Origin of the sequence: Jeongeupia sp. HS-3 (assembly GCF_015140455.1) — a bacterium.
Taxonomy (GTDB): domain Bacteria; phylum Pseudomonadota; class Gammaproteobacteria; order Burkholderiales; family Chitinibacteraceae; genus Jeongeupia.
Genome location: NZ_AP024094.1, coordinates 2,901,028 through 2,926,680, shown reverse-complemented (window position 1 = coordinate 2,926,680; position 25,653 = coordinate 2,901,028). Strand labels below are relative to the sequence as shown.

Sequence of the window (25,653 nt, the reverse complement as noted above, 5' to 3'; positions counted from 1 at the left end):
TATCCCCAAGCTTGGATACTCCTTATGTTGCCGACATACAACAGGTGTTGATTATAAAAAAATCATAAAAATCAAGCCGTTATCGGCCATGAAAATACCGGAAACGCCCCCTCCGTCCCCCTCCGGGCAGGGGTGAGCAGCCGGCTTTAAGCGCAAATCCGGCCCGCAAGTACCAGCAGACGATGTGCCCAACGGTCAAGGTCAGCGGCAATGGCTGGCCGCCGGCCTAAAAAAACCGTAAAAAATCAGCTCGCGGCCGGCCGGAACGGCGTCGGCAACAGCGCGCTCAGCTGCGCCCAATCGGTCGCATCAAGCAGGTTTTTCAACTGCAAACCCAGCTCGGTATCGCCGGTGATCGTCAGCCGGCGCTGGAAGAACAGCGTATCCGGGTCGGACTCGCGCCGGGCAATCGCCCAGTAATCGGCCAGCGACGCGGCGAAGGTCACATCGGCCGGCGGCGCCTCGCCACGGAAACGGCGACCGGAAAATCCGATGGTTGTGCCACGGCCGAGATCGGCGATTTCAAAACGCACCCGTCTATCGGCAAGCCAGGAGAAATCCTCGTCGGGCCACAGCCGGTGCCGGACGAGGTTGAGCGAAAACGCCAGTGCCTGGCTCGGCGGCGCTTCGGGCAAGCGCGCCAACAGCGGCCTCAGAGTGTGAATCAGCGTCATTTCAAGCCTCCATCACGGCAGAGATGCCGGCCGGTGCAATCCCGGCTTCGCCGCGCCAATAGCCATCGACCCAACCTTCGGGATTCCAGCGCAGCGGATCGGCGGCGATCCCCTCACCGGCGAGGCGCGCGGCGTAAGCGGCGATGATCTCGCCGGTGTGGGCCACCTGCGGGCTGATGCGCAGCGCGTCGATGCCGGTCAGCATCGGCAAATCATGCCAAAGCGTATGGCACGCCGCCGACATCGTCTGGATGCCGTTGATGCACAGGAAGTCCTGGCCTTCGCGCGTCGCCATCGTCAGCCCGTCCGGGTGCGCCAGGCACTTGAATTCGCAGGCGTCCTTGTTCAGATCGTAATGGCGGGCGGTAAAGCAGCGCGCCGAGAACGCCAGCGGCAGCCGGCCGTGGCCAAAGACTTCGGTTTCGATCGGTACGGTCTTCTCGGCCAGAATGGCGGCCACGGTATCGCGGCTGGCTTCCAGCGGCGGCAACCAGCGGCTCGCGCCGGCGGCGGTGAACCAGTCCAGCGCCGCACCGTTGTAGATGTTCAGCTGCGGCCCGGCGACGAAGGGCCGGCCGGCGTCGCGCGCCAGTTTGACCGCGCCCAGATCGTTGGCCTCGATCGGATGGCCCGATTCGATCAGCTTTTTCAGCCCGATCAAATCGCCGCTCGATTCAAGCAGCGCCTGCGAGCTGAGCACGACCTGTTTGCCGGCGGCGGACAGGTCGGCGGCCAGCGCCAGCCAGTCGGCCAGCTTGAGTTCGTGTCGACGCGCGCAGACGACTTCGCCAAGGTAAACGGTATCGACCGGCCAGCCAGCGGCCTCGGCGTAGAAATCGAGCGTGGTCTGGCGCGACCAGTAGTACAGCAAGGGTCCGAGCGTTAATTGCATGTTCATCTCCACGGCCGGTTATAGGCGCCGAGCGTTTGCTGGTGGCCTTCGGATAGCGGCGCCAAGGTATCGAGCCATGCCGGCTTGACGCTGTAGCGGGCGTCGCCGGCGGCGTCGATCGCCGCGCGCAGGGTTTTGGTCACCGCGGTCACGTAAGCCGGGCTGCGCTGGCGGCCCTCGATCTTGATCGCGGCAACGCCGATGCGCATCAGCTCGGGCAGCACCGCCAGCGTGTTGAGGCTGGTCGGTTCTTCCAGCGCGTAGTAGGTATCGCCCTCGACATCGAAACGGCCCTTGCACAAGGTCGGATAACCGGCGGGCTCGCCTTCGCCGTAGCGGTCGATCAGGATGCCGGCGAGGCGCGCGTCCATCGCCTTGCCTTGCGGCTCCCAGCGCACGAACGCCGCCGGCGAGCACACGCCGTGGGTGTTCGGCGACTGGCCGGTGGCGTAGCTCGACAGGATGCAGCGGCCTTCGGCCATCACGCACAGGCTGCCGAAGCCGAAGACCTCGATCTCGACCGGCGTCTTGGCGATCACCGCCTCGACCTGCGGCAAGGTCAGTACCCGCGGCAATACGGCGCGGCGCACGCCGAAACACTCGTGCGCCAGCTTGATCGCGTCGGCATTGGTCGCCGAGCCCTGTACCGACAGATGCAGCCGCAGTTGCGGATGGCTGCGGTGCGCGTAAGCCAGCAGCCCCATGTCGGCGAGGATGACCGCGTCGACGCCGAATTCGGCGGCCTTGTCGATCGCGCCGTGCCATTCGGCCAGGCGCCCGGCCTGGGCGTAGGTATTGATCGCAACCAGCACCTCGCGGCCGCGCGCATGCGCATAGGCGATACCCTCGCGCACCTGCGCATCACTGAAATTCAGCCCGGCAAAGTTGCGCGCGTTGGTGGCGTTCTTGAAGCCGAGGTAAACCGTGTCGGCACCGTGATCGATCGCGGCTTTCAACGCCGGCAGGCTGCCGGCGGGACAGACGAGCTGCGGCTTGGACATGGGCTCTCCCTGTGTATTTGGGGCGAGAACATAGCCCTGCGATGACAAGAGAGACTTAATCCAGATCAAGCTTTCGCGGATGTGCCGCAATGCAGCGTAACGAAGTGTTTGCCACTACGGCGCAAACCCGATGCGATAATCCCGGATGTACTTGCTCGGCCAAGCTGCCAGACTAGCCGTCTTGGCGGCACAAAAGCCGCATCAGTGGGCGCGTCCAGCAGGCGCCGCCCGCCCTGCGGGCCCGGCACGGTGAACACCGCGCCCTGGCCCGCGTCAGAAAAAGGACATACGCATGAACATCGCACTTATCGGTCTTGGCAAGATGGGCGGCAATATGGCCCGCCGGCTCGCTCGCAGCGGCGCCACCGTCTACGGCTTCGACGTCAGCGCGGACACCCGCGCGCAACTGTCGGCCGAGAACTCCAACATCCTCGGCTTTGAATCGGTCGAAGCGCTGATCGCCGAACTGCCGGCGCCACGCGTCGTCTGGCTGATGCTGCCGTCGGGCGAGATCAGCGAGTCGATGTTCGACAAGCTCAAGGGCCTGCTCGCACCGGGCGACCTCGTCGTCGACGGCGCCAATGCGATGTACAAGGACAGCCAGCGCCACGCGGCCGAGCTGAACGCCATCGGCATCAAATTCGTCGATGCCGGCGTATCGGGCGGCGTCTGGGGTCTGGCCAACGGCTATACGATCATGCTCGGCGGTGACAAGGATGCGGTGGCGCAGGTCGAACCGTTCATCAAGCTGCTGGCGCCGGGCCCGGATCTGGGCTGGATCCACTGTGGCCCTGCCGGTTCGGGTCACTACACCAAGATGGTTCACAACGGCATCGAGTACGGCATGATGCAGGCGTTTGCCGAAGGCTTTGCGCTGCTGGAAGCCAAGAAGGACTTCGACCTCGACGTCGCCGAAATCGCCGAAACCTGGCGCCATGGTTCGGTGGTGCGCTCGTGGCTGCTCGACCTGACCGCCGCTTCGCTGAAGGAAGACAGCAAGCTCGACGGCTTGCAGCCCTACGTGACCGATTCGGGCGAAGGCCGCTGGACCGTGCTGGAATCGGTCGAGCTCGGCGTGCCGACCCCGGTCATCGCCAGCGCGCTGTACGCCCGCTTCGCCAGCCGCGGCAACGACGATTACGGCATGAAGCTGCTGCAGCTGATGCGCAATGCCTTTGGCGGCCACGCCATTGCGAAGAAATGAGCGGTCACGCCATCGCGCAGAGGTAAGCATTTGTCAGATAAAAAAAGGCCGCTCACAGCGGCCTTTTTTTATCTCCAGCCCCGATCCCCGTTCAGCGATAGGGACAAAGAATGAAGCAGGCAAACAGGCAGGACACGTGCCGCGTCATCAGCACGTGCGCCTCGGCGTCGCCGGCCATCCAGCCCTTGGCAAACCACTGCCCGGCCAGATAGCGCCGCACATCGCCACCGCCGCCCCTGGTCGAGTGCATCCGGCCGCGCAAGGCCATCATTCCCAACGGCCGGAAACTGCGCGCATAACCCTGAGCCGCGGCCCGGCGCAAATAGGCCTCGGCGCTGGCGTCGTCGCGCCCCAGGTGCCGGCCGGCCAGTTGCAGCACACCGAGGTTGTAGCACGCGGCGACATGGCCGGCGTCGGCAAGGCGGCGAAACAGTGCAATCGCCTCGTCCCTTGCACCGGCGTCGGCAAACATCTGGCACGCAGCGCGGAATGCTGTTGATTCGGGCGCGCCCATGATCCAGCCTCCAGTGAGTCGAACCGCTCATTGTTTACGCCGTGCGCGGCGTAAACTATCAGCCGATTCCTAAATATTCATCGACCGTGTCGCCCTCCACTCTAGTACACCGCCATCTGCCTGCAGCGCCAGATCAGGCTCTGCGCCTCAACCTGATCGGCGGCGGCCGGCTCGGCCGCACGCTCGCGCGCGCCTGGCGTGACGCCGGCGCGGTCGAGATCGGCGCCATCGTCTGCCGCAGCCTGGCGAGCGCCGACACGGCAGCGGCCTTCATCGGCGCCGGCACCCCGACCACCACGCTGGACGAACTGACCAAGGCCGGTCTATGGCTGATTGCGACCGGTGACGCCGACATCGGCAGCGTCGCGGCCGAGCTCGCGGCACGAGGCCTCGTGCGCGCCGGTGATCTGGTGTTTCACGCCAGCGGCGCGCTCGACCGTACCGTGCTGGCGGCACTGGCCGGCAGCGGCGCGCATCTGGGCAGCCTGCACCCGGCGTTGAGCTTCGCCGATCCGGCCCGTGCACTCGGCCAGCTCGCCGGCACGCCGTGCGCGCTCGACGGCGACGCCCTGGCCTTGCCGCGGCTGGATGCGCTGGCGCGTACCTTCGGCGGCGTGCCGTTCAGCCTCGCACCGGGCGGCAAGGCGGCGTATCACGCGGCGATGGTGATGGGATCGAACTACCTGGTCGGCCTGACCGCGCTGGCGCAGCAATTGGCGGCGCAGGCCGGCATCGCGCCCGAGACCGCGCTGGCGGTGCTCGGGCCGCTGATGCGGCAAACGCTGGATAACGCGCTCACCCTCGGCCCCACGGCGGCGCTGACCGGGCCGATCGCGCGCGGTGATCACGACACCGTGGCAGGACATCTGGCGGTGATCGACGCCGCGATCGTCCGCGACGCCTATCTGGCGCTCGGCCGCGCGATCCTGGCGCTGGCGGCACCGCAATTGAGCGAATCACAGCAGCAGGCGCTGGCGGCGCTACTTGCCGGCTAAGCCGTGCTGGTCGGCTGAGGCCGCGCCGTTAACAAAACGCGGCGTAGCGGCGCTAACGTGGCAAGGGCCGGATCGCATCGATGATGCGGCCGCTGGCGATCAGTCCACGAAATTCGTCGGCGAGCCAGTCGCCAGCCGACAGCGCCGTCTGCCATGCCTTGATCCGCTCGGTATCGTGGCCGTCAAAGTGTTTGAAGTCGCGCCGGCTCGGAATCCGTCCACCGGGCAGTTTGGCGATCCACTCGCTGGAGGGCACGATCAGCAAGGTACGATCCAGATGCTGCGGCTTGCGCCAGGGTAAAAACTGGTCGAGCCAGCCGCTGACGACGTGCGCGGAAAAATGCGGCAGCAGCATCAGCCCTTGCGGCTCGGCCAGCGGCAAATCCATGTGGTAATCGATCAGCCCGCCGTCGTAGTAGGCGCCGGCCGGCAGACCGGGCAGATCGTGCACCGGTGAGATCACCCCGGGAATCGCCGCCGTCGCCATCAGCGCGGTGGCGACGTTGGCGGCCGCCAGCGGCGCGTAACCGGTCGGAATCCCGTCGTCGCGGTAGCGCACCGCATCGCCGGCGTGCAGCACCTGCCGCTGCAGATGGCCACCGAGACGCGGCCGGCTGAACGCATTCGCCAGCACCATTCGGCCCAGTGCGGCTTTTTCTCCCCAGCCGCCGTCGCGGCCATGCACCCGGCGCGCGACGATGATGTTCAGCACCATGCGCCGGTTGGCGACGATCTCGGCGGCGCCGGTATCGCCGAGCAATACGTCGAGCAAGCGCCTCGCCTCGGTGGTCACCTCGTGAATGTCGGGGCGCTCGCTGTAACGCTGGCCGAGGTAGACCGCTTCAAAACGATCAAGCGCCGCCAGGGGATCTTGCTGCGCCAGGCATGCCAGCCGCCATGCGCCGATCGACGCACCAACGGCGCTCAGTGGCGTTTGCCGCTGCGCCTGCCATTCGCCAAATACCGCTCGGTCCAGCCTGGAGAGCACCAGCCATTTCGGCCCGCCGGCGGCGGCGCCGACGTGGCTGAACAGCTCGGGATCAAAACCGTCACGGCGAATGCGCGCCAATGCGGTCTCGCCGGCATACAGCGTCAGCACAGTCATTCAGCGTCGTTCTGATTCAGCTTCGCCAGCATCGCCTCGTCGAGATAGCACCATTCGCCCTCGGCCAGATCCAGCGTATCCAGCCGCAAGCCGCCGATCTGCGTGCGCGCCAGCGCCTCGCAGCGGTTGCCGGCAGCGGCGAGCATCCGTTTTACCTGGTGATACTTGCCCTGATCGAGCGTCATTTCGACGTGCAGCGGATCGATCAGCCTTGCGGCCAGTGCGGCGATCGGCGCCGGCTCGTCGATCAGCTGCACCCCGGCGAGCAATTGCTCGACCAAGGACTCATCGACTTCATGCTTGAGCGTCGCCAGATACACCTTGTTCTGATGGTGCTTCGGATGGCCCTGGGTATGGATGAAAGGGCCATCGTCGGACAGCAACAGCATGCCGGTGGTGTCGTGATCGAGCCGGCCGACCGGCTGCACGTCGCGCCACAAAAACTGTTCGGGCAGCAGCGTGTGCACGCCGGGATGGTGGCTCGGCTTGCGCGAGCATTCGATATTGGATGGCTTGTTGAGCACGATGTAGACGTGCTCGCGTACCGGCCATTCCTCATCGAACACCGTCAGCACCATGCCGGTCGGGTCGAGCGCCACTTTATGGCTGGTCACGGGCTCGCCGTTGACGAGCACATCGCCGTCGGCAATCAGCAGCTGGCAACCCTTGCGGGTGCCGAATCCCTGGCTTTGCAGGATGCGGTCGAGTGTCAGTTTCTTCATGCGGCCAAAGGCTAGCGCATGCGCGAGATGACGTACAGCGCTCCCGGCCCTCGCCGGCCTCCGCCAGAACCTGCCCGGCCCGAGCAGCACGCGGCGAATTCACGCGCCAGACTGTTGCGTAATAGCGACGATTTACCGCCGGCACTGGCGGTAAGTGGAGCCTGCCCTCATTCTGCCGATCGGTCACAAACCAAGGCAGCGCCTGCATTTGGGCGCAAGTGGGCCAATATGCAACACCGGCGGGGAGCCCAAGCGCTCGCGGCGTAGCTTGCCCAATGTCAAAGCAGACGGCGCACCTGGCTTCGTATGCTCAAGCCAGACCGGCAGCAGGCCATTGAACAGGCCACCGCCGGCCCTGCCCGGATTGCATTCACGATGCCGGCCCCGACAGACGTTGTCGTTTAGCGACGCCCGCGCCTTATGACGGCACGATCACTTGCTCGTCATTAATTCATAATGATATTATTCAATAATGAACAATAAAATCAGCACGCCACTCTGCTTTGTCCCGGTCGAAGAGAAAATCGATCGCGTTTGCCTGCGGGCCCAAAGCCCGAACCTGCAAGAGACACGCCAGAACGTCGTACTCAGTCATCTGATCCGGCATATTCAGCTGGCCCAGGCCACGCAGTCGAACGCCTTCCTGCGCGAGTACGAGCTTAATGCGGTCAGCTTCACCGCGCTGATGATGTTGTTCAGTTCGCCCGAGACCGCGCTCAACCCGTCCGAACTGGCCGACGCCACCGGCGAATCACGCGCCAACGTCACGCGGATCTGTGACGAGCTGGTGGCCAAGCAGCTGCTGACCCGCGCGCCGAACGGCGAAGATCGTCGCCGCGTCGATTTGCGCCTCGCCCCCGAAGGCGATGAGCTGGTGCAGCGCTTTTTGCCACAAATGCGCGATCGTGTGCATAACGTCTTCAATGTACTGAGCAAAGATGAGCGCAATACGCTCGAAAGTTTGCTCAAGCGCGTGCTCACCGAGTTGGTTTAAGCCCGGGCCGCAAGGCCGGCGCCAATCGGGGCGCGTTTTTTTACCCGGACAATCAAAAAATGAAATATCTATCAATGAAGAGGATTATGCCGCTGGCGCTAATCCTGCTGGCCGGCTGCGCCTTCATGCCCAAGGACGAGGCGCCGCTGCCGCAACGCGATATCGCCAGCGCCGAGCTGCCCAAGCACATCAAGCTGGCGCGGATGGGCTGGCCCGAAGCGCGCTGGTGGACGCAATACCGCGATCCGCAGCTCGACGCGCTGATGGATGCGGCGATCAAGGATGCGCCCGGCCTCGCCACCGCCGCGGCCCGGCTCAAGACCGCGCGCGCCGCGCTACTGCAACAACGTGCCGCCGACGGCTTCACCCTCGACTTCAACGCCCAGGTCGATCGCCAGTACATCTCGGCCACCGGCCTGTTCCCGCCACCGATAGGCGGCGAGTGGTACACCGAGGGCAAGGTCGGTTTCTTCGGCAACTGGGATTTCGACTTCTGGGGCAAGAACCGCTCGCGCATCGCCGCCGCGCTCGGCGAGGCCAACGCCCGCCTGGCCGAAAGCGCCAGCGCCGAGCAAACGCTCGCCGCCGCGGTGACGCAGAGCTATTTCAACCTGCAGGCCGACTGGGCCCGCCAGGCCAACTTCAAGCGCGAGCGCGACACCCGGATGGCCCTGGCTGCCACACGCAAAAAGCTGGTCGCACAAGGCTTGGCGGCGATCGATACGCAAAAACGCGTCGAGGCCGATGTCGCGGCGACCGAGCAGAAAATCGCCGCACTCGATGCCGCCGCGGTGCGCGAACGCGAAGCGCTGCGCGCGCTGGTCGGCGGTGATGCCGTGGTCGACGGCGTCAAGCCGCGGGCCTTGCCGCAAGGCATAGGCGGCCTGCCGCAAACGCTGGGCATCGAGTTGCTGGCGCGCCGCCCCGATCTGCAGGCCGCACGCTGGCGCGTCGAGGCATCGATGAACCAGATCGACGCATCCAAGGCCGCCTACTACCCGAGCGTCAACCTGAATCTGTTCGCCGGTTTCGACACCATTTCGATGACCGACCTGTTCGACCGCGGCAGTCGCCAGATCAATCTGATCCCGAACATCACGCTGCCGATCTTCGAGAACGGCCGGCTCGACGCGCAGCTGCACGGCGCCCATGCGCAGCGCAGCGCGGCCATCGCCGATTACAACCAGGCGGTGCTGAATGCGGTGCGCGACGTCGCCCAGGGCGCGGCGGCGGTACAGGGCATCGAGCGCGAAGGCGCCGCGCTGACGCGCAACCACGCTGCGACCGACGCGGTGTACGCCAGCACCCAGAAACGTTTCCAGCAGGGCCTGACCGATCGCGCCAGCCTGCTTGCCGCCGAGCTGCCGCAGCGCGGCCTCGACGATCAAACCCTGCAATTGCAAAGCCAGCGCCTCTCCGCCGATGTCGCGCTGATCAAGGCACTGGGCGGCGGCTACCGCGCCGACCCGACTAATCATGCAGACCAAAAATAAGTGAACGGAGATAAGCCCATGAGCACGAACAACCCCAATGGCGGCAAGCGCCGCGGTCTGATGCTGAGCATCGCCGGCGTCTTCGTCCTTGCTGGTATCGGCTACGCCATCTATTACAGCCTGGTGCTGAGCCAGCGCGAAGAAACCGATAACGCCTACGTCGGTGGCAACCTCGTCATGCTGACCAGCCAGGTGAGCGGCACCGTGATCGGCATCAATGCCGATGAAACCCAGCTGGTCGAAGCCGGGCGCGAAGTGGTCCGGCTCGATCCGGCCGACGCGGCGGTATCGCTGCGCCAGGCCGAGGCCAAGCTCGGCGAAACCGTGCGCCAGCTGCGATCGCAGTACGCCAACGCCGATCAGGTCGATTCCACGCTGGCACAGCGCAGGATCGACCTGCAAAAAGCGAGCGCCGACCTCGCCCGCCGCGCGCCGCTGGCCGGTGATGCGACCGTCTCGGCTGAGGAAATCGCCCACGCCAGGGATGCGGTCGACAACGCCCGCGCCGCGCTGACCGTCGCGCAGAAGCAATCCGAAGCGGCGCACGCCGGTATCGACGGCGTGAAGATCACCGACAACCCGAGCGTGCTCGCCGCGCGCGCCAACTACACCCAGGCGTGGCTGGCGTCGCAGCGCAACGCGCTGGTCGCGCCGGTGTCGGGTTACGTCGCCAAGCGTAGCGTCCAGGTCGGCTCGCGCGTTGCGCCGGGCGCGTCCTTGCTGTCGATCGTGCCGCTGGATCAGCTGTGGGTCGACGCCAATTTCAAGGAAGGCGAACTGAAGAACATCCGCATCGGCCAGCCCGCCAAGGTGACCGCCGACATGTACGGCAGCAGCGTCGTCTATCACGGCAAGGTCGTCGGCCTTGCCGCCGGCACCGGCAGCGCGTTCTCGCTGCTGCCGGCGCAGAACGCCACCGGCAACTGGATCAAGGTGGTGCAGCGCGTGCCGGTACGGATCGCACTCGACGCCAAGGAGCTCGCCGCACATCCGCTGCGCGTCGGCCTGTCGACCACGGTCGAGGTCGAGACCACCGAGCGCAAAGGCCCGATTCTGGCAACGCAGCCTGCGCAGCAGCCGGTGTACACGACCAAGGCTTTCGAGGAGCCGCTGCTGAACGCCGAGAAACTCGCCGACGCGATCATCGCCAAGAATCTGGCCGGCACACGCTGAGCGGGGTAGTCCATGTCTGAACCACAACAGGCAGCGCCGCCACCGCCGCTGCACGGCGCCGCGCTGGCGCTGATGACCACGGCGGTCGCGCTCGGCACCTTCATGGAAGTGCTGGATACGACCATCGTCAACGTCTCGGTGCCGCACATCGCCGGCAACCTCGCCGCCAGCACCACCCAAGGCACGTGGACCATCAGCGCCTACGGCCTGGCCGCGGCGATCGCCGTGCCGCTGACCGGCTGGCTCGCCAAGCGCGTCGGCGAGGTCAAGCTGTTCGTGATCTCGGTGCTGCTGTTCACGCTGGCCTCCATCCTCTGCGGCTTCGCCCACAGCCTGCCCCAACTGGTGGCGTTCCGCTTCCTGCAGGGGCTGGTATCCGGGCCGATGGTGCCGCTGTCGCAGACGCTGCTGCTCGCCGCGTATCCGCCGGCCAAGAAGGGGCTGGCGCTGGCGCTGTGGTCGATGACCGTGGTGGTCGCGCCAATCTGCGGGCCGCTGCTCGGCGGCTGGATCACCGACAACTACAGCTGGCCGTGGATCTTCTACATCAACATCCCGGTCGGGCTGTTCACCGCCGCGGTCTCGTGGCGGCTGCTCAAGAGCCGCGAGACCAAGACGGTGAAGCTGCCGATCGACGTCGTCGGCATCGTGCTGCTGGTACTCGGTGTCGGCGCCTTGCAGGTCATGCTCGACAACGGCAACGACCTCGACTGGTTCAACTCGACCTTCATCGTCGCCATGGCCGTCACCGCCGTCGTCGCGCTGACTTTCCTCGTCGCCTGGGAGCTGACCGACGAGCACCCGATCGTCGACCTCTCCTTGTTCAAGAGCCGCAATTTCCGCTGGGGCGTGGTGTCGCTGTCGCTGGGGATGTTCTGCTTCTTCGGCAGCACGGTGATCTTTCCGCTGTGGCTGCAGATGGTGAAGGGCTATACGGCCACCTGGGCCGGCGTGGCGACCGCTCCGGTCGGCATTCTGGCGTTCTTCCTGTCGCCGCTGATCGGCAAGAACATCGCCAAGATCAACCTGCGCATGCTGACGTCGTTCGCCTTCATGGTGTTCGGCATCACGATGTTCTGGTTTGCCAGCTTCACGCTGGACACCGAGCTGAACCAGCTGGTCGTGGCGCGGCTGTTCCAGGGCATCGGCATCGCCTGCTTCTTCATCCCGCTGAACCAGATCATCCTGTCGGGCATCGGCCCGGAGCGGATGGCCGCAGCGTCGGGGCTGTCGAACTTTTTCCGCACGCTGTCGGGCAGCTTCGCCACCGCCATCGTCACCTACATCTGGACCAAGCGGGAGATCTTCCACCACGCGCGGCTGACCGAGCACGTCACCAGCGCCAGCCCGGCAACGACGAGCTACCTCGGCCAGCTCGACCAGCTCGGCGTCCATGGCATCGCCGCCTACGCGCAGATCGACCAGACGATCACCCAGCAGGCGTTCCAGACCGCGACCAGCGAGGTGTTCTGGATGATGGGGGTGATCTTCCTGGCGATGATCGCCGTGGTGTGGCTGACGCGACCACCGTTCGGCGCCGCCGGTGCCGGTGGCGGGCATTGAGCCAGGAGCCGGCGCCAGCGCCGGCTTTTTCATCGGCGCAATGAACCGGCTCACTCCGGCACGGTAAATCGTTCGCTCAGCACAAACGCATCCGCCCGCTAGAATGTAAGGAAATCACACCAACCTTTCGGAGATCGCACGATGCAACGCTGGCTGACCGCGCTGATGCTGATGCTGACCACCATCGGCGCCCACGCCGCCGTCGAGCTGATCGCGTGGGAAGCCACCCGCTTTGGCACCTTGCGCATCGTGCGCGACAACCCGGCCCGACCGTTCGGCACCTTGCGCTATCAGGGCAAGACGCTGTTCGACGCACCGGACCAGTACCTCAGCTTTGACAGCGTCGCCGAACTGCCCGGTCGCGATGTCGCACTGGTTTTTCTCGGTGACGGCGGCTCCGGCGGCGGCGGACGTTATCTGCTGGTGGTGCTCGACGGCAAAAAGGTGCGGGTACTGCAAGACCCACGGTTGATCAGCCTGACCGCACCGCCACAGCTTTCGGTCACGGGCCGCACCCTCAACATCGATCTCGGTTTTGATCGCGGCCAGCATCGCACCGCAACGCTGCAAGGCAATGTGCTGAGCTTCCATCAGGGCGCAGCGGCGAATACCCGGGTTGACCTGAGCGATTGCGACTGGCTGCACAAGGAAGCGGCCACGGTCTGCGCGCCGCAAACCGGCCGTGACTGTGTCAGCGCGGCCAGCAGCCGACCGATGTACGTCGAACGCGCGGTCGAGCGCATGAGCCATTATCCGGGCTTCGATCGCAAGGCATTCGATGCCCAATGCGTCAGTTACTGCCTCGGCCAGGAGTGGCCGCTGCTGAGCGAATTCCACCGGCAAGTCTGCGGCCTGCCTTCGCTGTAGCGTCGACGCCGGCGTATCATCGCCGGATGACTACAGCCCTCCCCCCCATCGTCGCCTCGTGGAGCGGCGGCAAGGATAGTTGCCTTGCGCTGCACCGCGCCATCGCCGCCGGCCACGCCCCGGTGGCGCTGATCACCATGCTCGACGAAACCGGCGCGCGTTCGCGCTCGCACGGCATTCCGCCGGCTATCCTCACGCTGCAGGCCGCCGCACTCGGTGTGCCGCTGATCACCGGCAATGCCGGCTGGTCCGACTACGAGGCCGAGTTCGTCGCCCGCCTCGGCCGCGCCCGCGACGATTTCGGCGCCAGGGCAGCGGTGTTCGGCGACATCGACCTTCAGGCCCATCGCGACTGGGAAGAAATGGTCTGCGCTCGCACCGAACTCGGCGCGCTCTTGCCGCTGTGGCAGCAGGACCGCCGCGCGCTGGTCGAGGAAATGATAGACAGCGGCATCCGCGCGATGATCGTCTCGTGCAACGAGGCGCTGGGGCCGGACTTCCTCGGCCGCAGCATCGACGCGCAAACGCTGGCCGATCTCGATGCCGCCGGTGTCGACGTTTGCGGCGAAAACGGCGAATACCACACGCTGGTGCTCGATGCCCCGCGCTTTGCCGCGCCGCTGGATGTGGTCTGCGGCGAGAAGCAACTGCACGGCAGCTACTGGTTCATCGAACTCGCGCCGGCCTGAGTCCTCCGCACGAACAAACACGCCGCCCACCCCCAATGCGGAGCCGCCATGTCCCTGAGCGCCAACCTGCTGCTGAACACCGATTCGTACAAGGCCAGCCACTTCCTGCAGTACCCGCCCGGCGCCGACGGCATGTTCGGCTATATCGAATCGCGCGGCGGCGCCTATCCCGATACGCTGTGGTTCGGCCTGCAGGCGATCCTGCGCGAATACCTCGCCACGCCGATCACCCACGCGATGGTCGACGAGGCCGCCGCGCTGTTTGCCGCGCACGGCGAACCGTTTGCCGAGGCGGCGTTCCGGCGCATTGTCGACGTGCACGGCGGCTGGCTGCCGCTGGAAATCAAGGCCGCGCCCGAAGGGCTGGTGATCCCGAATCACAATGTGCTGGCCACCTTTGAATCGACCGACCCCGAGCTGTTCTGGATCGGCTCGTATTTCGAATCGCTGTGGCTGCGCGTCTGGTATCCGGCCACCGTGGCGACCCGCAGCCGCGCGATCAAGGCGAGCATCCGCGCGGCGCTGATCCGCAGTTCGGACGATGTCGACGGCCAGTTGCCGTTCAAGCTGCACGACTTCGGCGCGCGCGGCGCATCGAGCAGCGAAACCGCCGCGCTCGGCGGCATGGCGCATCTGGTCAACTTTCAGGGCACCGACACCGTGCTGGCGCTGGTCGCCGCCAAACGCTACTACGACGAGCCGCTGGCCGGCTTCTCGATCCCGGCGGCCGAGCACAGCACCATCACCGCGTGGGGCCGCGACGGCGAGCTGGCCGCCTACCGCAATATGCTGGCGCGCTTCGGCACGCCCGGCGCGATCTTCGCCTGCGTCTCGGACAGCTACGACATCTATCACGCGGTCGACGCGATGTGGGGCGAGGCGCTGCGCGACGCGGTGATCCAGAGCGGCGCAACACTGGTGGTGCGGCCCGATTCGGGCGATCCGGCCACCGTGGTGCTGCGCTGCGCCGAACTGCTGGCGGCGCGTTTTGGCGCCACCACCAACCGCAAGGGCTACAAGGTCATCAACCATGTGCGGCTGATCCAGGGCGACGGCGTCAACGAGGCGTCGATCCGCCATGTGCTCGACACGCTGCTGACCGCCGGTTACTCGGCCGACAATCTCGCCTTCGGCATGGGCGGTGCGCTGCTGCAGGACATGAACCGCGATACCTTGCGCTGGGCGCTGAAAACCTCGGCGATCCGCATTGATGGTGAATGGCGCGACGTCTACAAGGCGCCGGTCACCGATCCGGGCAAGACCTCCAAACCCGGCCGGCTGATGCTGTACCGCGACGCCCACGGCCACTATGTGAGCGGCCCGATCGACGCCACGCTCGGCGAACCGCTGCTGCAAACGGTTTACCGCAACGGCGAGTTGCACAACGAGGCCGGTTTCGCCACGGTGCGCCTGCGTGCGGCGCTCTAGCTGCGGGCTTGCCGACCGGTGCTGATCGGGCGATCACCACCGGCGTATGATTCAGGCTTTCGCCCAGTTGCCGAAGAACCACCGATGAATATGCTGCCCCCCGACTTTGTCCCGTGTTTTTCGACCCTGTTGCCGAGCGAACCGGCACTGTGTCTGGCCATCGTCGGCGACCGGCATCTGGTGACACACGACGCAACACTGCCTGGCCTCGGCGCGCTGGCCGCGCTGGGCGCCCCCGAAGTCGACGTGCTGATCGGCCATCTGGGCGGCGTGCCGTGCCGGCTGCTGGCCTGGCCCGAGGGCACGGCCGCACCGGACGGGCTGGCGATCGAAGGACTGCGCGCGCTGCATGGCCGACTGGATGACGATGCGTTCTGGATCTCCGCCCGCGCCCGCCAATTGCTGGCATGGCTGCGTGATCATCGCCATTGCGGTCGCTGCGGCGCCGCCACCGAAGTCGCCGAACACGAGGCCACGGCGATCTGCCCGGCCTGCGAGCACCGGATGTACCCGCGCGTATCGCCGGCGATGATGGTGCTGATCCGCCGCGGCCGCGAGCTGCTGCTGGCGCGCTCGCCGCACTTCAAGCCCGGGGTTTACAGTGCACTCGCCGGCTTCGTCGAACCGGGCGAAACACTCGAAGCCTGCGTCCACCGCGAGACGATGGAAGAAGTCGGCGTCAGCATCACCAATCTGCGCTGGTTCGCCAGCCAGAGCTGGCCCTTCCCGCACTCGCTGATGCTCGCCTTCCACGCCGATTACGTCGCCGGCGACATCGTGCCGCAGGAAGGCGAAATCGAGGATGCGCGCTGGTTCGACATCGCCGCACTGCCCGAGCTGCCGGCGCAGGCCAGCATCGCCCGGCGACTGATCGACGACGCGATCGCCGGGCTGCGCGACTGATCAGGCCACGGCGTTCAGTTCGTCGAACAGCGCGCGCAACGCGGTAACGGCAGCTGTTTCATCAGGGCCGTCGACGTGGATGGTCAGCGTATCGCCGCTGCCGACACCGAGCTTCATCAGCGCCACCAGCTGCCGCGCATCGGCCGAGCGCTCGCCGGCGCAGATGCGCACCGACGCCGCGTATTCGCGCGCCAGCAGCACCAGCCGCGCCGCCGGGCGCGTGTGCAGGCCGGCAGCGTCCCGGAAAACCAGCTCGAAAATGTGCACGGGGAAAACCTCCGGGAATTGCCATGGTGGCGCACACCGTGCCGGTGCACGCGCCGAGGCAGCTAGGGTAGCGCGCCATGGTGCCGGCATCCCGGTACAAAGACACTTGTGCCAGATCAAACAAAGTTGCATTATAAATGCGACTTTATAGAGCCCGCCATGCAACTGACCCGCTACACCGACCTCTCGCTCCGGGTGCTGATGTATCTGAGCTACCCCGGCCGCAACGACCTCGTCACCATCGCCGAAATCGCCGCGCAGTTCGACGTGCCGCGCAATCACCTCGTCAAGGTGGTGAACCGGCTGGTTCATCTTGGCTGGGTGTCGGCGACGCGTGGCCGCAGCGGCGGCATCCGCCTCGGCGTGCCGGCCGGATCGCTGACGCTCGGGCAGATCCTGCGCGAGATGGAAGGCACGACGGCGCTGATCGATTGCGAAGGCGAAGTCTGCGTGCTCCGGAGCGGCTGCCGCTTGCGCGGCGCACTCGCCGACGCCTTGCAAAGCTTCTACCGCACCCTCGACGGCTACACGCTGGCCCAAATCTGCGCCTCCCCCACCGCCGGGCTGATCGCGCAGATGCACCGTATGGTGGCGATGCCGGCACACTGAATACTAGGCGGGACGCGTTCCCGCTCTTTTACGGCTCTTTTTGTTGCATTTCATATACCACTAAAAGGAAGAACCCATGCTTGCACCGAACCACCGCGCCACCATCGATGCCACGCTGCCGGTCGTCGCCGCCAACGCCACCGCGATCACCGGCTGCTTCTACGGGCGGATGCTGACCGCGCATCCCGAGCTGCGCAACCTCTTCAACCAGGGCAACCAGGCGTCGGGCGAGCAGAAGCAGGCGCTCGCTGGCGCGGTCTACGCCTACGCTCAGCATTGCGATGCGCCGGGCACGATCGAGCCGCTGCTGAACCGCATCGCCCACAAACACGCCAGCCTCGGCATCTCGCCGGACATGTACACCATCGTCGGCCGGCACCTGATGGCGGCGATCGGCGAAGTGCTCGGCGACGCGGTCACGGCCGAGATCGCCGAGGCGTGGGACACCGTGTACTGGCGCTTCGCCGGCGAGCTGATCGCGCGCGAGGCGGTGCTGTACAAGGACGCCGGCATCACCCCGGCCAGCTTCCTGCGCGAATACGAAGTGATCGAGCGCGTGGCCGAGGGCGACGTCGCCGTATCGCTGCGGCTGCTGCCGACCGACGACAAACCGGCGCCGGCGTTCAAACCCGGCCAGTACGTCAGCGTGCAGGTCGATCTGCCCGAAATCGGCCTGCGCCAGCTGCGCCAGTACAGCCTCTCCGACGCTGCCGACGGCAAGACGCTGCGCATCACGGTGAAGCAGGAGGCCGGTGACGACGCCCGCCCCGATGGATTGGTGTCGATGCATCTGGCACAGCATGCCGAGGTCGGCAGCCGCTGGCTGGTGAGCAACCCGTTCGGCGACCTCGCGCTCGATCTTGCCGCCGACACACCGGTGGTGATGATTTCGGCCGGCGTCGGCGTCACGCCAATGGTTGCGATGCGCCAGCATCTGCGCCGGCTGCAGCCGCAACGGCAGGGCGTATTCGTCCACGTTGCCGCGCATGGCGGCCGACACATCCTCAAGCGCGAGCTGGCGCCGGCGGCGAATATCGCCGAGCTGATCGTTTACGACGATGCGCGTGATGAGGACCGCGGCGACCACCACGGTCGCTTCGATCTGGCCGAGCACGCAGCCGCCATCGTTCAATCCGACGCCGATTACTACCTGTGCGGGCCGCTGGCGTTCATGATCGCGCAGCGTGATGCACTACTGGGGCTGGGCGTGGCGGCTGAGCGGGTGCATTTCGAGGTGTTTGGGCCGGATTTGCTGACGGCGACGCTGTGATTGAATTGGCATAGCCACGGCGTAGGTTGACTCCGGGTATTAGCGCCTGCGGCGCGGCTAAAGGCGTTACATGCGCGTTCCGCCGCGCGGACGGGAAGGGAGCTTTGTCTCGCCAAAGCCCCCTTCACTCCAAAGGCGACCCGCGCCCTGCGGCCCTCCGGGCTGCCCTCGATCGGTCGCGAGCCAAGCCATAAACCCGGCCCGTCTCGCTCCACTCCTCGGCGCTGGCGAACGGGATTGTAAAAGCCGCTTTTCTCAACCGTTGCGGATTGCTGGCGTCGTTTTCACCCATTGCAGATGGCAAACCACCCCGTTCCCCTCAGTAGCGCCGAGCAGCACAGCCGGACGCGGGGTTTCGGGGCCTGGCTGTCTGAGCCCGAAGGGCGAGTTCAGGACCCCGCCGCGTTTGGCGCGCAGCACAGGGAACCCCGAAGGGGCGCGGATGCGGGGGCGCCTTTTCTTTGGGTACTTTCTTTTGGCGAAGCAAAAGAAAGTACCTCGTCCGCCGGGCGGAACCGGCATCAAGGCTTTTACACCGCGCCGCAGGCGCTTAACCATTCAAGCCCGTGGCCGCACCATCAACGCCACCGCCCCCGCAATCAGCCCCCAGAACGCCGACCCGACCCCCGCCAGCGTCACCCCCGAAGCGGTGACCAGAAAAGTGATCATCGCCGCTTCTCGCGTACCGTCTTCCTTCAACGCCGCGGTCAGCCCATTACCGATGGTGTTGAGCAAAGCCAAACCTGCGAGCGCGACGACCAGCTCCTTCGGGAACGCCGCAAACAAGGTCGCCACCGCCGCGCCGAAGATGCCGATGATCAGGTAGAACACGCCGGCAGCCACGGCTGCGGTGTAGCGGCGCTTTTCGTCCTCGTGCGCCTCCTTGCCCATGCAGATCGCCGCGGTGATCGCCGCGAGGTTAACCGCGAAGGCACCGAACGGCGCCAGCAGCAAGGTCGTCAGCCCGGTAGCGGTGATCAGCGGCGAGATCGGCGGGTGGTAGTTCGACGCGCGCAACACCGCAACCCCGGGGACGTTCTGCGACGCCATGGTCACGACAAACAGCGGCAGCGCGACGCTGGCCAGTGCATGCCAGGAAAACGCCGGCATCACGAATTCGGGCCGTGCCAGTTCGAGCCGGATCTCGCGCCAGTGCAGGCTGCCGTTCATCGCCGCAAGACCCACGCCGACGGCGAGCACCGCGACGATGGCGTAGCGCGGCGAAAAACGCCGCATCGCCAGATAGGTGGCCAGCATCGCGATCACCATGACGAACTGGCTCTGCAAGGCGGTGAACGCCGCGAGGCCGAAGCGCAGCAGCACGCCGGCGAGCATCGCCGAGGCGATCGCCACCGGAATGCGCTGCATCGCCTTCTCAAACCAGCCGGTTGCGCCAGCGATGGCAATCAGCACCGCGCTGATGCAGAAAGCGCCGACCGCCTCGGCCATCGTCACGCCGGCGACGCTGGTCACCAGCATCGCCGCGCCCGGCGTCGACCACGCCGTGACCACGGGCACTCTGTAGCGCAGCGACAAACCGATGCAGGTCAGCCCCATCGCCAGCCCGAGCGCCCACATCCACGAGGCAATCTGCGCCTCGGTCGCGCCGAGCGCCTGCGCCGCCTGAAAGACGATCACCGCCGAGCTGGTGAAACCGACCAGCACGGTGACAAAACCGGCGACCAGGGTCGAAAGCGAGAAATCTTTGAAGAGCGTCATGCTGCGCGGCACCTGGGGAGAGATGACCCAGTCTCGCGGATGCGTGCCGCAGCGGCAATACGCAGTTGCGCGGCAGCGCCGCCGGCACAATTACCGAAAATGCAGCCGGAACCGGCGCAATGTCCGCCAGTCCATCCCCGTACCCTCATTACGCCATCGGTTCCGACCATGTCGCCGATCACCCTGCGCCCCGCCCGAAAAAGCGATGCCACGACCATCGTCTCCCTGCTGGAGCTGGCCGATACGGCATTGCTCGACATCGTGATCGGGCTGGCCGATCGTGATGCGGCCCGACACGAACTGATCGCCCGGGTGCAGCAGGACGACTACTTCGCCAGCTACCGCTTTGCCCGTCTCGCCGAACATGATGGCGAAATCGTCGGGCTGATCGTCGCCTATCCGGGCGAACTGGAAACCACCTTTTCCAGCGATTCGATCGTGCGCGAATCGACCGACGACGCCTATCACATCGAATCGATCTCCACCGTGCCGGCTTGGCGCGGCCGGGGCGTCGGCACCTTGTTGCTCGACACGATCGCAACGCTGGCGATCACCTGCGGCTGCACCCGCCTGTCGCTGCTGGTCGATCCGGCCAACACCGGCGCCTGCCGCTTGTATCAACGGCTCGGCTTTATCGCCGCCGACCGAGTCAGCTACGATCAATACCACTACCAGCGCCTGTTTCGGCCGTTGACGCCGGCAGCGAACCGCTGCTAGTTTGGCGGCATGTCTGCCGTCCCGACCTCCCTTCTTGTGCTTTCCGCCTGGTGGCTACCACGCCCCCAGCGGTAGCGTTTTGCCACCGCGAGCCCCCAGCCGCGGTGTGATTCGTCTTGATGGCCATCGCGGCACCCCAACCGAGGATGACCGCCATGCCCGATACCCCGCCCGCTTCACCCCACGCATCACGACTCTCGCCGCAACAGCTTGGCCTGCTGCTCGCCTTTTTGTCGGCGACCGGTTTCGCCACCAAGGCGGTGTTCGTCAAACTGGCCTACCGCCACGGCGTCGATGCGGTCACGCTGCTGACGCTGCGGCTCGGCTTTGCGCTGATGCTGATCGTGCTGTGGCGCGGGCTTCGCCAATGGCGTGCATCGGCCGCACCGGTCACGCCGATTTCGCGCAGCGATCTGGGCCGGCTGCTGCTGCTCGGGCTGCTCGGTTACTACCTTGCCAGCCTGTTCGATTTCATCGGCCTGACCACCGTCAGCGCCAGTATCGAGCGGCTGGTGCTCTATCTCTATCCGACCTTGACGGTGCTGCTGTCGGCGCTGTTCTTCGGTACGCCGATCACCCGCCGCATGATAGGCGCGCTGGTGCTCACCTATATCGGTATCACCGTGGTGATTGCGCCCGGACTCGCCGATGCGCACGCCGACATCGCCGGGCTCGCGTGGATCGTCGCCAGCACCGTTGCCTTCGCGTTGTATTTGACGTTCAGCCCTGGCGTGATCAAGCGGATCGGTTCGATGCGCTTTACCGAGGCCGCGCTGACGGTGTCGGGCGTGGCGATGTTCATCCAGTTCGCGCTGACCCGGCCGATATCGACACTCGTGACCCAGCCCTTGCCGGTGTACGGTTATGCGCTGATCACCGCGCTGGTGGCCACGGTACTGCCGATCTGGATGATGGCGGCGGCGATGGCGCGCATCGGCGCCGGCCGCGCCGCCGTGGCCGGCAGCATCGGCCCGATCATCACCATCATCCTCAGTCTGGGCATTCTCGATGAAAGCCTCAGCCCGCTGCAATGGCTCGGTGTCGCGGTGGTGATGGCCGGGGTGACGCTGATCGGCAAACGCTAACAAGCGCCAGCCATAAAAAAGGCCGGGGATCTCTCCCCGGCCCGATGGCCTTGCGGCGCGATACAACAGGTTTGCCGCTTCTGTGGATAGCGCCGGCGTATCGCACCGGCCAGCATCCACGGCTTCGCCTCCTCCCCCTCTTTACAGCGCTGCGCGGAAAATCGCGCAAATCTCATCGTGCGTGGCCTGCTGCGGGTTGGTGAAACCGCAGGCATCCTTCAGCGCATTGGTGGCCAGCGTCGGGATGTCGGCTTCCTTGACGCCCAGCTCGGTCAGCCCGGCCGGAATACCAACATCGGCGGCCAACTGGCGAATCGCGGCGAGGCAGGCTTGCGCGGCTTGGGCGTCGTCCATGCCGTCGACGTCGACGCCCATCGCATCGGCCACATCACCGAGCCGGGCGGCGGCGACCTTGGCGTTGTACGCCTGCACGTGCGGCAGCAGCACCGCATTGCAGACGCCGTGCGGCAGATCGTAGAAGCCGCCAAGCTGGTGCGCCATCGCATGCACATAGCCAAGCGAGGCATTGTTGAACGCCATGCCGGCGAGGAACTGCGCGTAGGCCATCTGCTCGCGCGCCTGCATATTCTTGCCGTTGGCCACCGCATCGCGCAAATGGTCGCTGATCAGCGCAACGGCCTTCAGTGCGCAGGCATCGGTGATCGGATTGGCGGCGGTCGATACATAGGCTTCCACCGCGTGGGTCAACGCATCCATGCCGGTGGCGGCGGTCAGGCTCTTGGGCATGCCGGCCATCATTTCCGGATCGTTCACCGACAGGATCGGCGTGGTGTGCTTGTCGACAATGGCCATTTTGATGTGGCGGGCCTCGTCGGTGATGATGCAGAAGCGCGTCATCTCGCTGGCGGTGCCGGCGGTGGTATTGATCGCCACGACCGGCAGCTGCGGCTTCGGCGATTGATCGACGCCCTCGTAATCGGCGATCTTGCCGCCGTTGGCCGCGACCAGCGCGATGCCCTTGGCGCAATCGTGCGGTGAACCACCGCCGAGCGAGATCACGAAGTCGCAACCGTTTTCCTTCAAGAGCTTGAGGCCGGCCTCGACGTTGCCGGTGGTCGGGTTCGGATGCGTACCGTCGAACACCACGCTGCTCACGCCGACGGCGCCGAGGGTTTCGGCCACCTTGCCGACCAGACCGGTCGACACCAGCCCCTTGTCGGTGACGATCAGCGCCTTCTTGAAGCCATACGAGCCGACGGCCTTGGCCGCGTCGGCCAGACAGCCTGCGCCCATCAGGTTAACGGTCGGGATAAAGAATGCGGTAGTAGCCATGGTCGAACTCCTCTGGTGCCGGATCGAGGCTCTAACCGACGCAGCTTGTGGCCGTTCGGCATGGGAGAGCCATCAATGACGATTGGATAACACCGCCACTTTGCGCCTGCGCCGGCCTCGCCGCCTTGCGCAACATCAAACCGCCTGTGGTAATAGTGCGACACCTTGCGGCGGCAAGCGCGGCGGAAATGACCGCCCGTCGCCGCACCCCTTGTCCTGCCGCCCGGCTGGCTATGAAGGAAACTCACCCCAGCATCGGGCGTACGGCGCCGCGAAGGGAGGGCCGATGTCAAAAAAAGCAAAGGTGGCCGGGCTAATGCTCGCAGCCACGATCGCCGTGGCCCACGCCGATGAAAGCGCGCCATTCTTCGATTTCAGCATCACCACGCCGGTCGCGGAGGTCGAATCATCACCGGCGTGGGTCTGGCTCGCCGGCAAGGCCGCCAGCAGCCTGCTGCCCAGATACGATCCGGCGCGGTTGACCTTCTTCGGCGATCCGATGCTGGTCGTCGGCTTCAGCGGCAACCGCCGCATCCGCTATATCGGCAACGAACTGCGCGAGGACAACCCGCAATCGCTGCTGCTGCCTTTCGTCAATTACACCTTCGAGAACGGCGTAACGCTCGGGCTGCAGGCCGAAACCATCTACACCAGCTACAGCGGCGACTGGGATACCCCGGTCAACCTGACCCTGAGCCGGCGCTTTGCCTTCGGCGGGCAGGCGCTGACCGTCGGCGGCGGCCTGCAGCAGCTGTCGAACGAGTCCCCGCGCTGGGGCCTTGGCGTGATGTGGCAATTGCCTTGGGCACAATAGGCCGCCACCGCCGCCGACTGGGAATAACCCTGATGGCCTGCACATTGACGGTATGTTATTTTGGTTATGTTAAATCAAATCAAAATAACCAAAGGTTATCTTCATATGAAAAAACTTGCCCTGCTGCTGCTGGCCACCGCGATCGCCGCCCCCGCCTTTGCCGCCGACCTGCTCGACACCGTGAAGAGCCGTGGCGCGCTGAAAATCGCCCTTGAAGGCAGCTACCCCCCGTTCAACTTCAAGGACAAGCAGGGCCAACTGACCGGCTTCGAGGTCGAGCTCGGCCGCGAAATCGCCAAGCGCCTCAATGTGAAGCCGGACTTCACCACCGGCGAATGGAGCGGCCTGCTCGCGGGGCTGCAGGCGGGCAAATTCGACGTCGTGCTGAATCAGGTCGGCATTACCGACGCACGCCAGAAGGTATTCGACTTCTCGGCGCCGTACACGATCTCCAGCGCCCAGCTGATCGTGCGCAAGAACGAGACCCGCGTGTTCACCTCGCTCGACGATCTGAAGGGCAAGAAGCTCGGTCTCGGCCTCGGCACCAATTACGCCGACATGGCCAAGGCCGTCGCCGGCGTTGAAGTAAAAACCTATCCGGGCGCGCCCGAGTATCTGCAGGATCTGGCGCAGGGCCGGCTCGACGCCGCGCTCAACGACAGCCTGATGATTCCGTTCGCGATCAAGGAATCGAAACTGCCGGTCAAGGCCGGTGCGCCGGTCGGCGAGCTGTCGAAATCGGGCATCCCGTTTGCCAAGGGCAACCCCGCATTCAAGGCAGCGATCGACAAGGCACTGGCCGACATCCACAAGGATGGCAGCTTCGCAAAAATTTCCAAAAAGTGGTTTGGCATCGACGTATCCAAGCCGCCCAAGGCAAAATAAGCGTCTTTGCTGCCCCCGTGCCCCCGGCCGTGTCTGACCGCCGGGGGCACGCCGTTTCTGGGGCCGCCCTTTTTGGAGTCCATCTTGGATAGCTGGATCGAACTACTGCACACCGCCGCACCGTTTCTGCTCAAGGGCGCCGGCTACACGGTGTTTTTTGCGCTGATATCCATGGTGCTCGGCCTGGCGCTCGGTTTTGCCGTCGCGCTCGCGCGCATCGCCCGCGTGCCGGTGCTCTCGCACATTGCCGCCGTTTACGTCAGCGCCATGCGCGGCACGCCGCTGCTGGTGCAGATCTTCGTCATTTACTACGGCCTTCCCAGCGTCGGCATCGCGTTTGAACCGGTGACCGCCGGGATTCTGGCGCTGACGCTGAATGTCGCCGCCTATCTGTCGGAGAGCATGCGCGGTGCGATCGCCGGCGTCTCGCGCAACCAGTGGCTGGCAGGGTATTCGCTCGGGCTCAACTGGTGGCAGACGATGCGGCATATCGTCGCGCCGCAGGCGCTGCGCCTCGCGGTGCCTAGCCTGTCGAACAGCCTGATCAGCCTGATCAAGGACACCTCGCTGGTGTCGGTGATCACCGTCACCGAGCTGATGCTCGCGACCAAGGAAGTCATCGCCCAGACCTTCCAGCCGCTGCCGCTCTACCTCGCCGCGGCGGCGATTTACTGGCTGCTCAGCGCGCTGTTCGAGCGCGTGCAGCGCGCCGTCGAAAGGAAACTTGAGCTCGCGCACAAGCATTGAACGGCGCTACGCTGCCCCTAACGATCACGA

General features: G+C 65.5%; 26 protein-coding genes. 17 read left to right on the top strand and 9 right to left on the bottom strand.

Features of this window, described 5'->3' with window-relative positions:
- Window positions 1-245: 245 nt before the first annotated feature.
- From ubiT to ubiU, 3 genes are read right to left on the bottom strand one after another with little or no spacing between them, the layout of a single operon-like run.
- Window positions 246-674, bottom strand: coding sequence for a ubiquinone anaerobic biosynthesis accessory factor UbiT (gene ubiT / locus JLC71_RS14085; RefSeq protein ID WP_200916075.1), 429 nt, complete (start codon window positions 672-674; stop codon window positions 246-248).
- 1 nt (window position 675) lies between these two features.
- Entirely contained in the window at window positions 676-1,566 is an 891-nt protein-coding gene (locus JLC71_RS14080; protein WP_200916074.1) for a U32 family peptidase, read from the bottom strand.
- A gap of 2 nt (window positions 1,567-1,568) precedes the next feature.
- A complete protein-coding gene (gene ubiU, locus JLC71_RS14075) occupies window positions 1,569-2,567 on the bottom strand; it encodes a ubiquinone anaerobic biosynthesis protein UbiU (RefSeq protein WP_200916073.1) in 999 nt (332 codons plus the stop codon).
- A gap of 292 nt (window positions 2,568-2,859) precedes the next feature.
- Between ubiU and gnd the strand changes: the two genes are divergently transcribed.
- A complete protein-coding gene (gene gnd, locus JLC71_RS14070) occupies window positions 2,860-3,771 on the top strand; it encodes a phosphogluconate dehydrogenase (NAD(+)-dependent, decarboxylating) (protein WP_200916072.1) in 912 nt (303 codons plus the stop codon).
- A 91-nt stretch (window positions 3,772-3,862) separates the two neighbouring features.
- On the opposite strand, the gene JLC71_RS14065 is transcribed toward gnd, so the two are convergent.
- A complete protein-coding gene (locus JLC71_RS14065; protein ID WP_200916071.1) occupies window positions 3,863-4,285 on the bottom strand; it encodes a tetratricopeptide repeat protein in 423 nt (140 codons plus the stop codon).
- An 86-nt stretch (window positions 4,286-4,371) separates the two neighbouring features.
- Here JLC71_RS14065 and JLC71_RS14060 point away from each other — a divergent pair, with 86 nt between their 5' ends.
- Window positions 4,372-5,280: a Rossmann-like and DUF2520 domain-containing protein gene (locus tag JLC71_RS14060; protein WP_236250906.1), complete on the top strand. Its 909-nt coding sequence runs from the start codon at window positions 4,372-4,374 to the stop codon at window positions 5,278-5,280.
- A gap of 52 nt (window positions 5,281-5,332) precedes the next feature.
- On the opposite strand, the gene JLC71_RS14055 is transcribed toward JLC71_RS14060, so the two are convergent.
- Both JLC71_RS14055 and JLC71_RS14050 read right to left on the bottom strand, forming a co-directional pair.
- Entirely contained in the window at window positions 5,333-6,385 is a 1,053-nt protein-coding gene (locus tag JLC71_RS14055; protein ID WP_200916070.1) for a patatin-like phospholipase family protein, read from the bottom strand.
- Window positions 6,382-7,107: a pseudouridine synthase gene (locus tag JLC71_RS14050; RefSeq protein WP_200916069.1), complete on the bottom strand. Its 726-nt coding sequence runs from the start codon at window positions 7,105-7,107 to the stop codon at window positions 6,382-6,384. The genes JLC71_RS14055 and JLC71_RS14050 overlap by 4 nt, the downstream gene beginning before the upstream one ends.
- Before the next feature lie 472 nt (window positions 7,108-7,579).
- On the opposite strand from JLC71_RS14050, the gene JLC71_RS14045 reads away from it, so the two are divergent.
- The 8 genes from JLC71_RS14045 to nudC all read left to right on the top strand — a co-directional run bounded on the left by JLC71_RS14045 (window position 7,580) and on the right by nudC (window position 16,217).
- On the top strand, window positions 7,580-8,101 hold the full coding sequence (locus JLC71_RS14045) for a MarR family winged helix-turn-helix transcriptional regulator (RefSeq protein ID WP_200916068.1): 522 nt from the start codon (window positions 7,580-7,582) through the stop codon (window positions 8,099-8,101).
- 74 nt (window positions 8,102-8,175) lie between these two features.
- Complete coding sequence (locus JLC71_RS14040; protein ID WP_200916067.1) at window positions 8,176-9,594, top strand: efflux transporter outer membrane subunit; 1,419 nt, start codon at window positions 8,176-8,178, stop codon at window positions 9,592-9,594.
- Window positions 9,595-9,612: 18 nt separating this feature from the next.
- Complete coding sequence (locus JLC71_RS14035; RefSeq protein ID WP_200916066.1) at window positions 9,613-10,767, top strand: HlyD family secretion protein; 1,155 nt, start codon at window positions 9,613-9,615, stop codon at window positions 10,765-10,767.
- Window positions 10,768-10,779: 12 nt separating this feature from the next.
- Entirely contained in the window at window positions 10,780-12,330 is a 1,551-nt protein-coding gene (locus JLC71_RS14030; RefSeq protein ID WP_200916065.1) for a DHA2 family efflux MFS transporter permease subunit, read from the top strand.
- Window positions 12,331-12,471: 141 nt separating this feature from the next.
- The gene (locus JLC71_RS14025) at window positions 12,472-13,197 is read left to right on the top strand and encodes a hypothetical protein (RefSeq protein WP_200916064.1); all 726 of its coding nucleotides are present in this window, start codon (window positions 12,472-12,474) and stop codon (window positions 13,195-13,197) included.
- A gap of 26 nt (window positions 13,198-13,223) precedes the next feature.
- Complete coding sequence (locus tag JLC71_RS14020; RefSeq protein ID WP_200916063.1) at window positions 13,224-13,886, top strand: Dph6-related ATP pyrophosphatase; 663 nt, start codon at window positions 13,224-13,226, stop codon at window positions 13,884-13,886.
- Window positions 13,887-13,934: 48 nt separating this feature from the next.
- Window positions 13,935-15,314, top strand: coding sequence for a nicotinate phosphoribosyltransferase (locus tag JLC71_RS14015; protein WP_200916062.1), 1,380 nt, complete (start codon window positions 13,935-13,937; stop codon window positions 15,312-15,314).
- Window positions 15,315-15,398: 84 nt separating this feature from the next.
- Entirely contained in the window at window positions 15,399-16,217 is an 819-nt protein-coding gene (gene nudC, locus JLC71_RS14010; protein WP_236250905.1) for an NAD(+) diphosphatase, read from the top strand.
- Here nudC and JLC71_RS14005 read toward each other — a convergent pair whose 3' ends face one another.
- A complete protein-coding gene (locus JLC71_RS14005) occupies window positions 16,218-16,484 on the bottom strand; it encodes an HPr family phosphocarrier protein (protein ID WP_200916061.1) in 267 nt (88 codons plus the stop codon).
- A gap of 159 nt (window positions 16,485-16,643) precedes the next feature.
- Here JLC71_RS14005 and JLC71_RS14000 point away from each other — a divergent pair, with 159 nt between their 5' ends.
- Window positions 16,644-17,093 (top strand): Rrf2 family transcriptional regulator, encoded by a 450-nt coding sequence (locus JLC71_RS14000; protein WP_200916060.1) that lies wholly within the window; start codon window positions 16,644-16,646, stop codon window positions 17,091-17,093.
- A 76-nt stretch (window positions 17,094-17,169) separates the two neighbouring features.
- Window positions 17,170-18,363, top strand: coding sequence for a globin domain-containing protein (locus JLC71_RS13995; protein ID WP_200916059.1), 1,194 nt, complete (start codon window positions 17,170-17,172; stop codon window positions 18,361-18,363).
- Between the two features lie 558 nt (window positions 18,364-18,921).
- Here JLC71_RS13995 and JLC71_RS13990 read toward each other — a convergent pair.
- Window positions 18,922-20,082, bottom strand: a complete 1,161-nt coding sequence (locus tag JLC71_RS13990; protein ID WP_200916058.1) for a benzoate/H(+) symporter BenE family transporter — start codon at window positions 20,080-20,082, stop codon at window positions 18,922-18,924.
- 168 nt (window positions 20,083-20,250) lie between these two features.
- Here JLC71_RS13990 and JLC71_RS13985 point away from each other — a divergent pair, with 168 nt between their 5' ends.
- Window positions 20,251-20,799: a GNAT family N-acetyltransferase gene (locus JLC71_RS13985; RefSeq protein ID WP_200916057.1), complete on the top strand. Its 549-nt coding sequence runs from the start codon at window positions 20,251-20,253 to the stop codon at window positions 20,797-20,799.
- A 155-nt stretch (window positions 20,800-20,954) separates the two neighbouring features.
- Window positions 20,955-21,884 carry a DMT family transporter gene (locus JLC71_RS13980; protein ID WP_200916056.1) on the top strand — a complete coding sequence of 310 codons (930 nt, stop codon included), beginning with the start codon at window positions 20,955-20,957 and terminating at the stop codon, window positions 21,882-21,884.
- Between the two features lie 141 nt (window positions 21,885-22,025).
- On the opposite strand, the gene yiaY is transcribed toward JLC71_RS13980, so the two are convergent.
- Entirely contained in the window at window positions 22,026-23,177 is a 1,152-nt protein-coding gene (gene yiaY / locus JLC71_RS13975; protein ID WP_200916055.1) for an L-threonine dehydrogenase, read from the bottom strand.
- 286 nt (window positions 23,178-23,463) lie between these two features.
- On the opposite strand from yiaY, the gene JLC71_RS13970 reads away from it, so the two are divergent.
- From JLC71_RS13970 to JLC71_RS13960, 3 genes are all read left to right on the top strand, one after another.
- Window positions 23,464-23,991 (top strand): hypothetical protein, encoded by a 528-nt coding sequence (locus tag JLC71_RS13970; protein ID WP_200916054.1) that lies wholly within the window; start codon window positions 23,464-23,466, stop codon window positions 23,989-23,991.
- 105 nt (window positions 23,992-24,096) lie between these two features.
- Window positions 24,097-24,876, top strand: coding sequence for a transporter substrate-binding domain-containing protein (locus tag JLC71_RS13965; protein ID WP_200916053.1), 780 nt, complete (start codon window positions 24,097-24,099; stop codon window positions 24,874-24,876).
- An 84-nt stretch (window positions 24,877-24,960) separates the two neighbouring features.
- A complete protein-coding gene (locus JLC71_RS13960; RefSeq protein WP_255517262.1) occupies window positions 24,961-25,623 on the top strand; it encodes an amino acid ABC transporter permease in 663 nt (220 codons plus the stop codon).
- Window positions 25,624-25,653 lie beyond the last annotated feature (30 nt).

Coding starts and splice junctions, on each gene's coding strand:
- ubiT (WP_200916075.1), bottom strand. CDS start 674: ATGACGCTGATTCACACTCTGAGGCCGCTGTTGGCGCGCTTGCCCGAA.
- JLC71_RS14080 (WP_200916074.1), bottom strand. CDS start 1,566: ATGCAATTAACGCTCGGACCCTTGCTGTACTACTGGTCGCGCCAGACC.
- ubiU (WP_200916073.1), bottom strand. CDS start 2,567: ATGTCCAAGCCGCAGCTCGTCTGTCCCGCCGGCAGCCTGCCGGCGTTG.
- gnd (WP_200916072.1), top strand. CDS start 2,860: ATGAACATCGCACTTATCGGTCTTGGCAAGATGGGCGGCAATATGGCC.
- JLC71_RS14065 (WP_200916071.1), bottom strand. CDS start 4,285: ATGGGCGCGCCCGAATCAACAGCATTCCGCGCTGCGTGCCAGATGTTT.
- JLC71_RS14055 (WP_200916070.1), bottom strand. CDS start 6,385: ATGACTGTGCTGACGCTGTATGCCGGCGAGACCGCATTGGCGCGCATT.
- JLC71_RS14050 (WP_200916069.1), bottom strand. CDS start 7,107: ATGAAGAAACTGACACTCGACCGCATCCTGCAAAGCCAGGGATTCGGC.
- JLC71_RS14045 (WP_200916068.1), top strand. CDS start 7,580: ATGAACAATAAAATCAGCACGCCACTCTGCTTTGTCCCGGTCGAAGAG.
- JLC71_RS14040 (WP_200916067.1), top strand. CDS start 8,176: ATGAAGAGGATTATGCCGCTGGCGCTAATCCTGCTGGCCGGCTGCGCC.
- JLC71_RS14035 (WP_200916066.1), top strand. CDS start 9,613: ATGAGCACGAACAACCCCAATGGCGGCAAGCGCCGCGGTCTGATGCTG.
- JLC71_RS14030 (WP_200916065.1), top strand. CDS start 10,780: ATGTCTGAACCACAACAGGCAGCGCCGCCACCGCCGCTGCACGGCGCC.
- JLC71_RS14025 (WP_200916064.1), top strand. CDS start 12,472: ATGCAACGCTGGCTGACCGCGCTGATGCTGATGCTGACCACCATCGGC.
- JLC71_RS14020 (WP_200916063.1), top strand. CDS start 13,224: ATGACTACAGCCCTCCCCCCCATCGTCGCCTCGTGGAGCGGCGGCAAG.
- JLC71_RS14015 (WP_200916062.1), top strand. CDS start 13,935: ATGTCCCTGAGCGCCAACCTGCTGCTGAACACCGATTCGTACAAGGCC.
- nudC (WP_236250905.1), top strand. CDS start 15,399: ATGAATATGCTGCCCCCCGACTTTGTCCCGTGTTTTTCGACCCTGTTG.
- JLC71_RS14000 (WP_200916060.1), top strand. CDS start 16,644: ATGCAACTGACCCGCTACACCGACCTCTCGCTCCGGGTGCTGATGTAT.
- JLC71_RS13995 (WP_200916059.1), top strand. CDS start 17,170: ATGCTTGCACCGAACCACCGCGCCACCATCGATGCCACGCTGCCGGTC.
- JLC71_RS13990 (WP_200916058.1), bottom strand. CDS start 20,082: ATGACGCTCTTCAAAGATTTCTCGCTTTCGACCCTGGTCGCCGGTTTT.
- JLC71_RS13985 (WP_200916057.1), top strand. CDS start 20,251: ATGTCGCCGATCACCCTGCGCCCCGCCCGAAAAAGCGATGCCACGACC.
- JLC71_RS13980 (WP_200916056.1), top strand. CDS start 20,955: ATGCCCGATACCCCGCCCGCTTCACCCCACGCATCACGACTCTCGCCG.
- yiaY (WP_200916055.1), bottom strand. CDS start 23,177: ATGGCTACTACCGCATTCTTTATCCCGACCGTTAACCTGATGGGCGCA.
- JLC71_RS13970 (WP_200916054.1), top strand. CDS start 23,464: ATGTCAAAAAAAGCAAAGGTGGCCGGGCTAATGCTCGCAGCCACGATC.
- JLC71_RS13965 (WP_200916053.1), top strand. CDS start 24,097: ATGAAAAAACTTGCCCTGCTGCTGCTGGCCACCGCGATCGCCGCCCCC.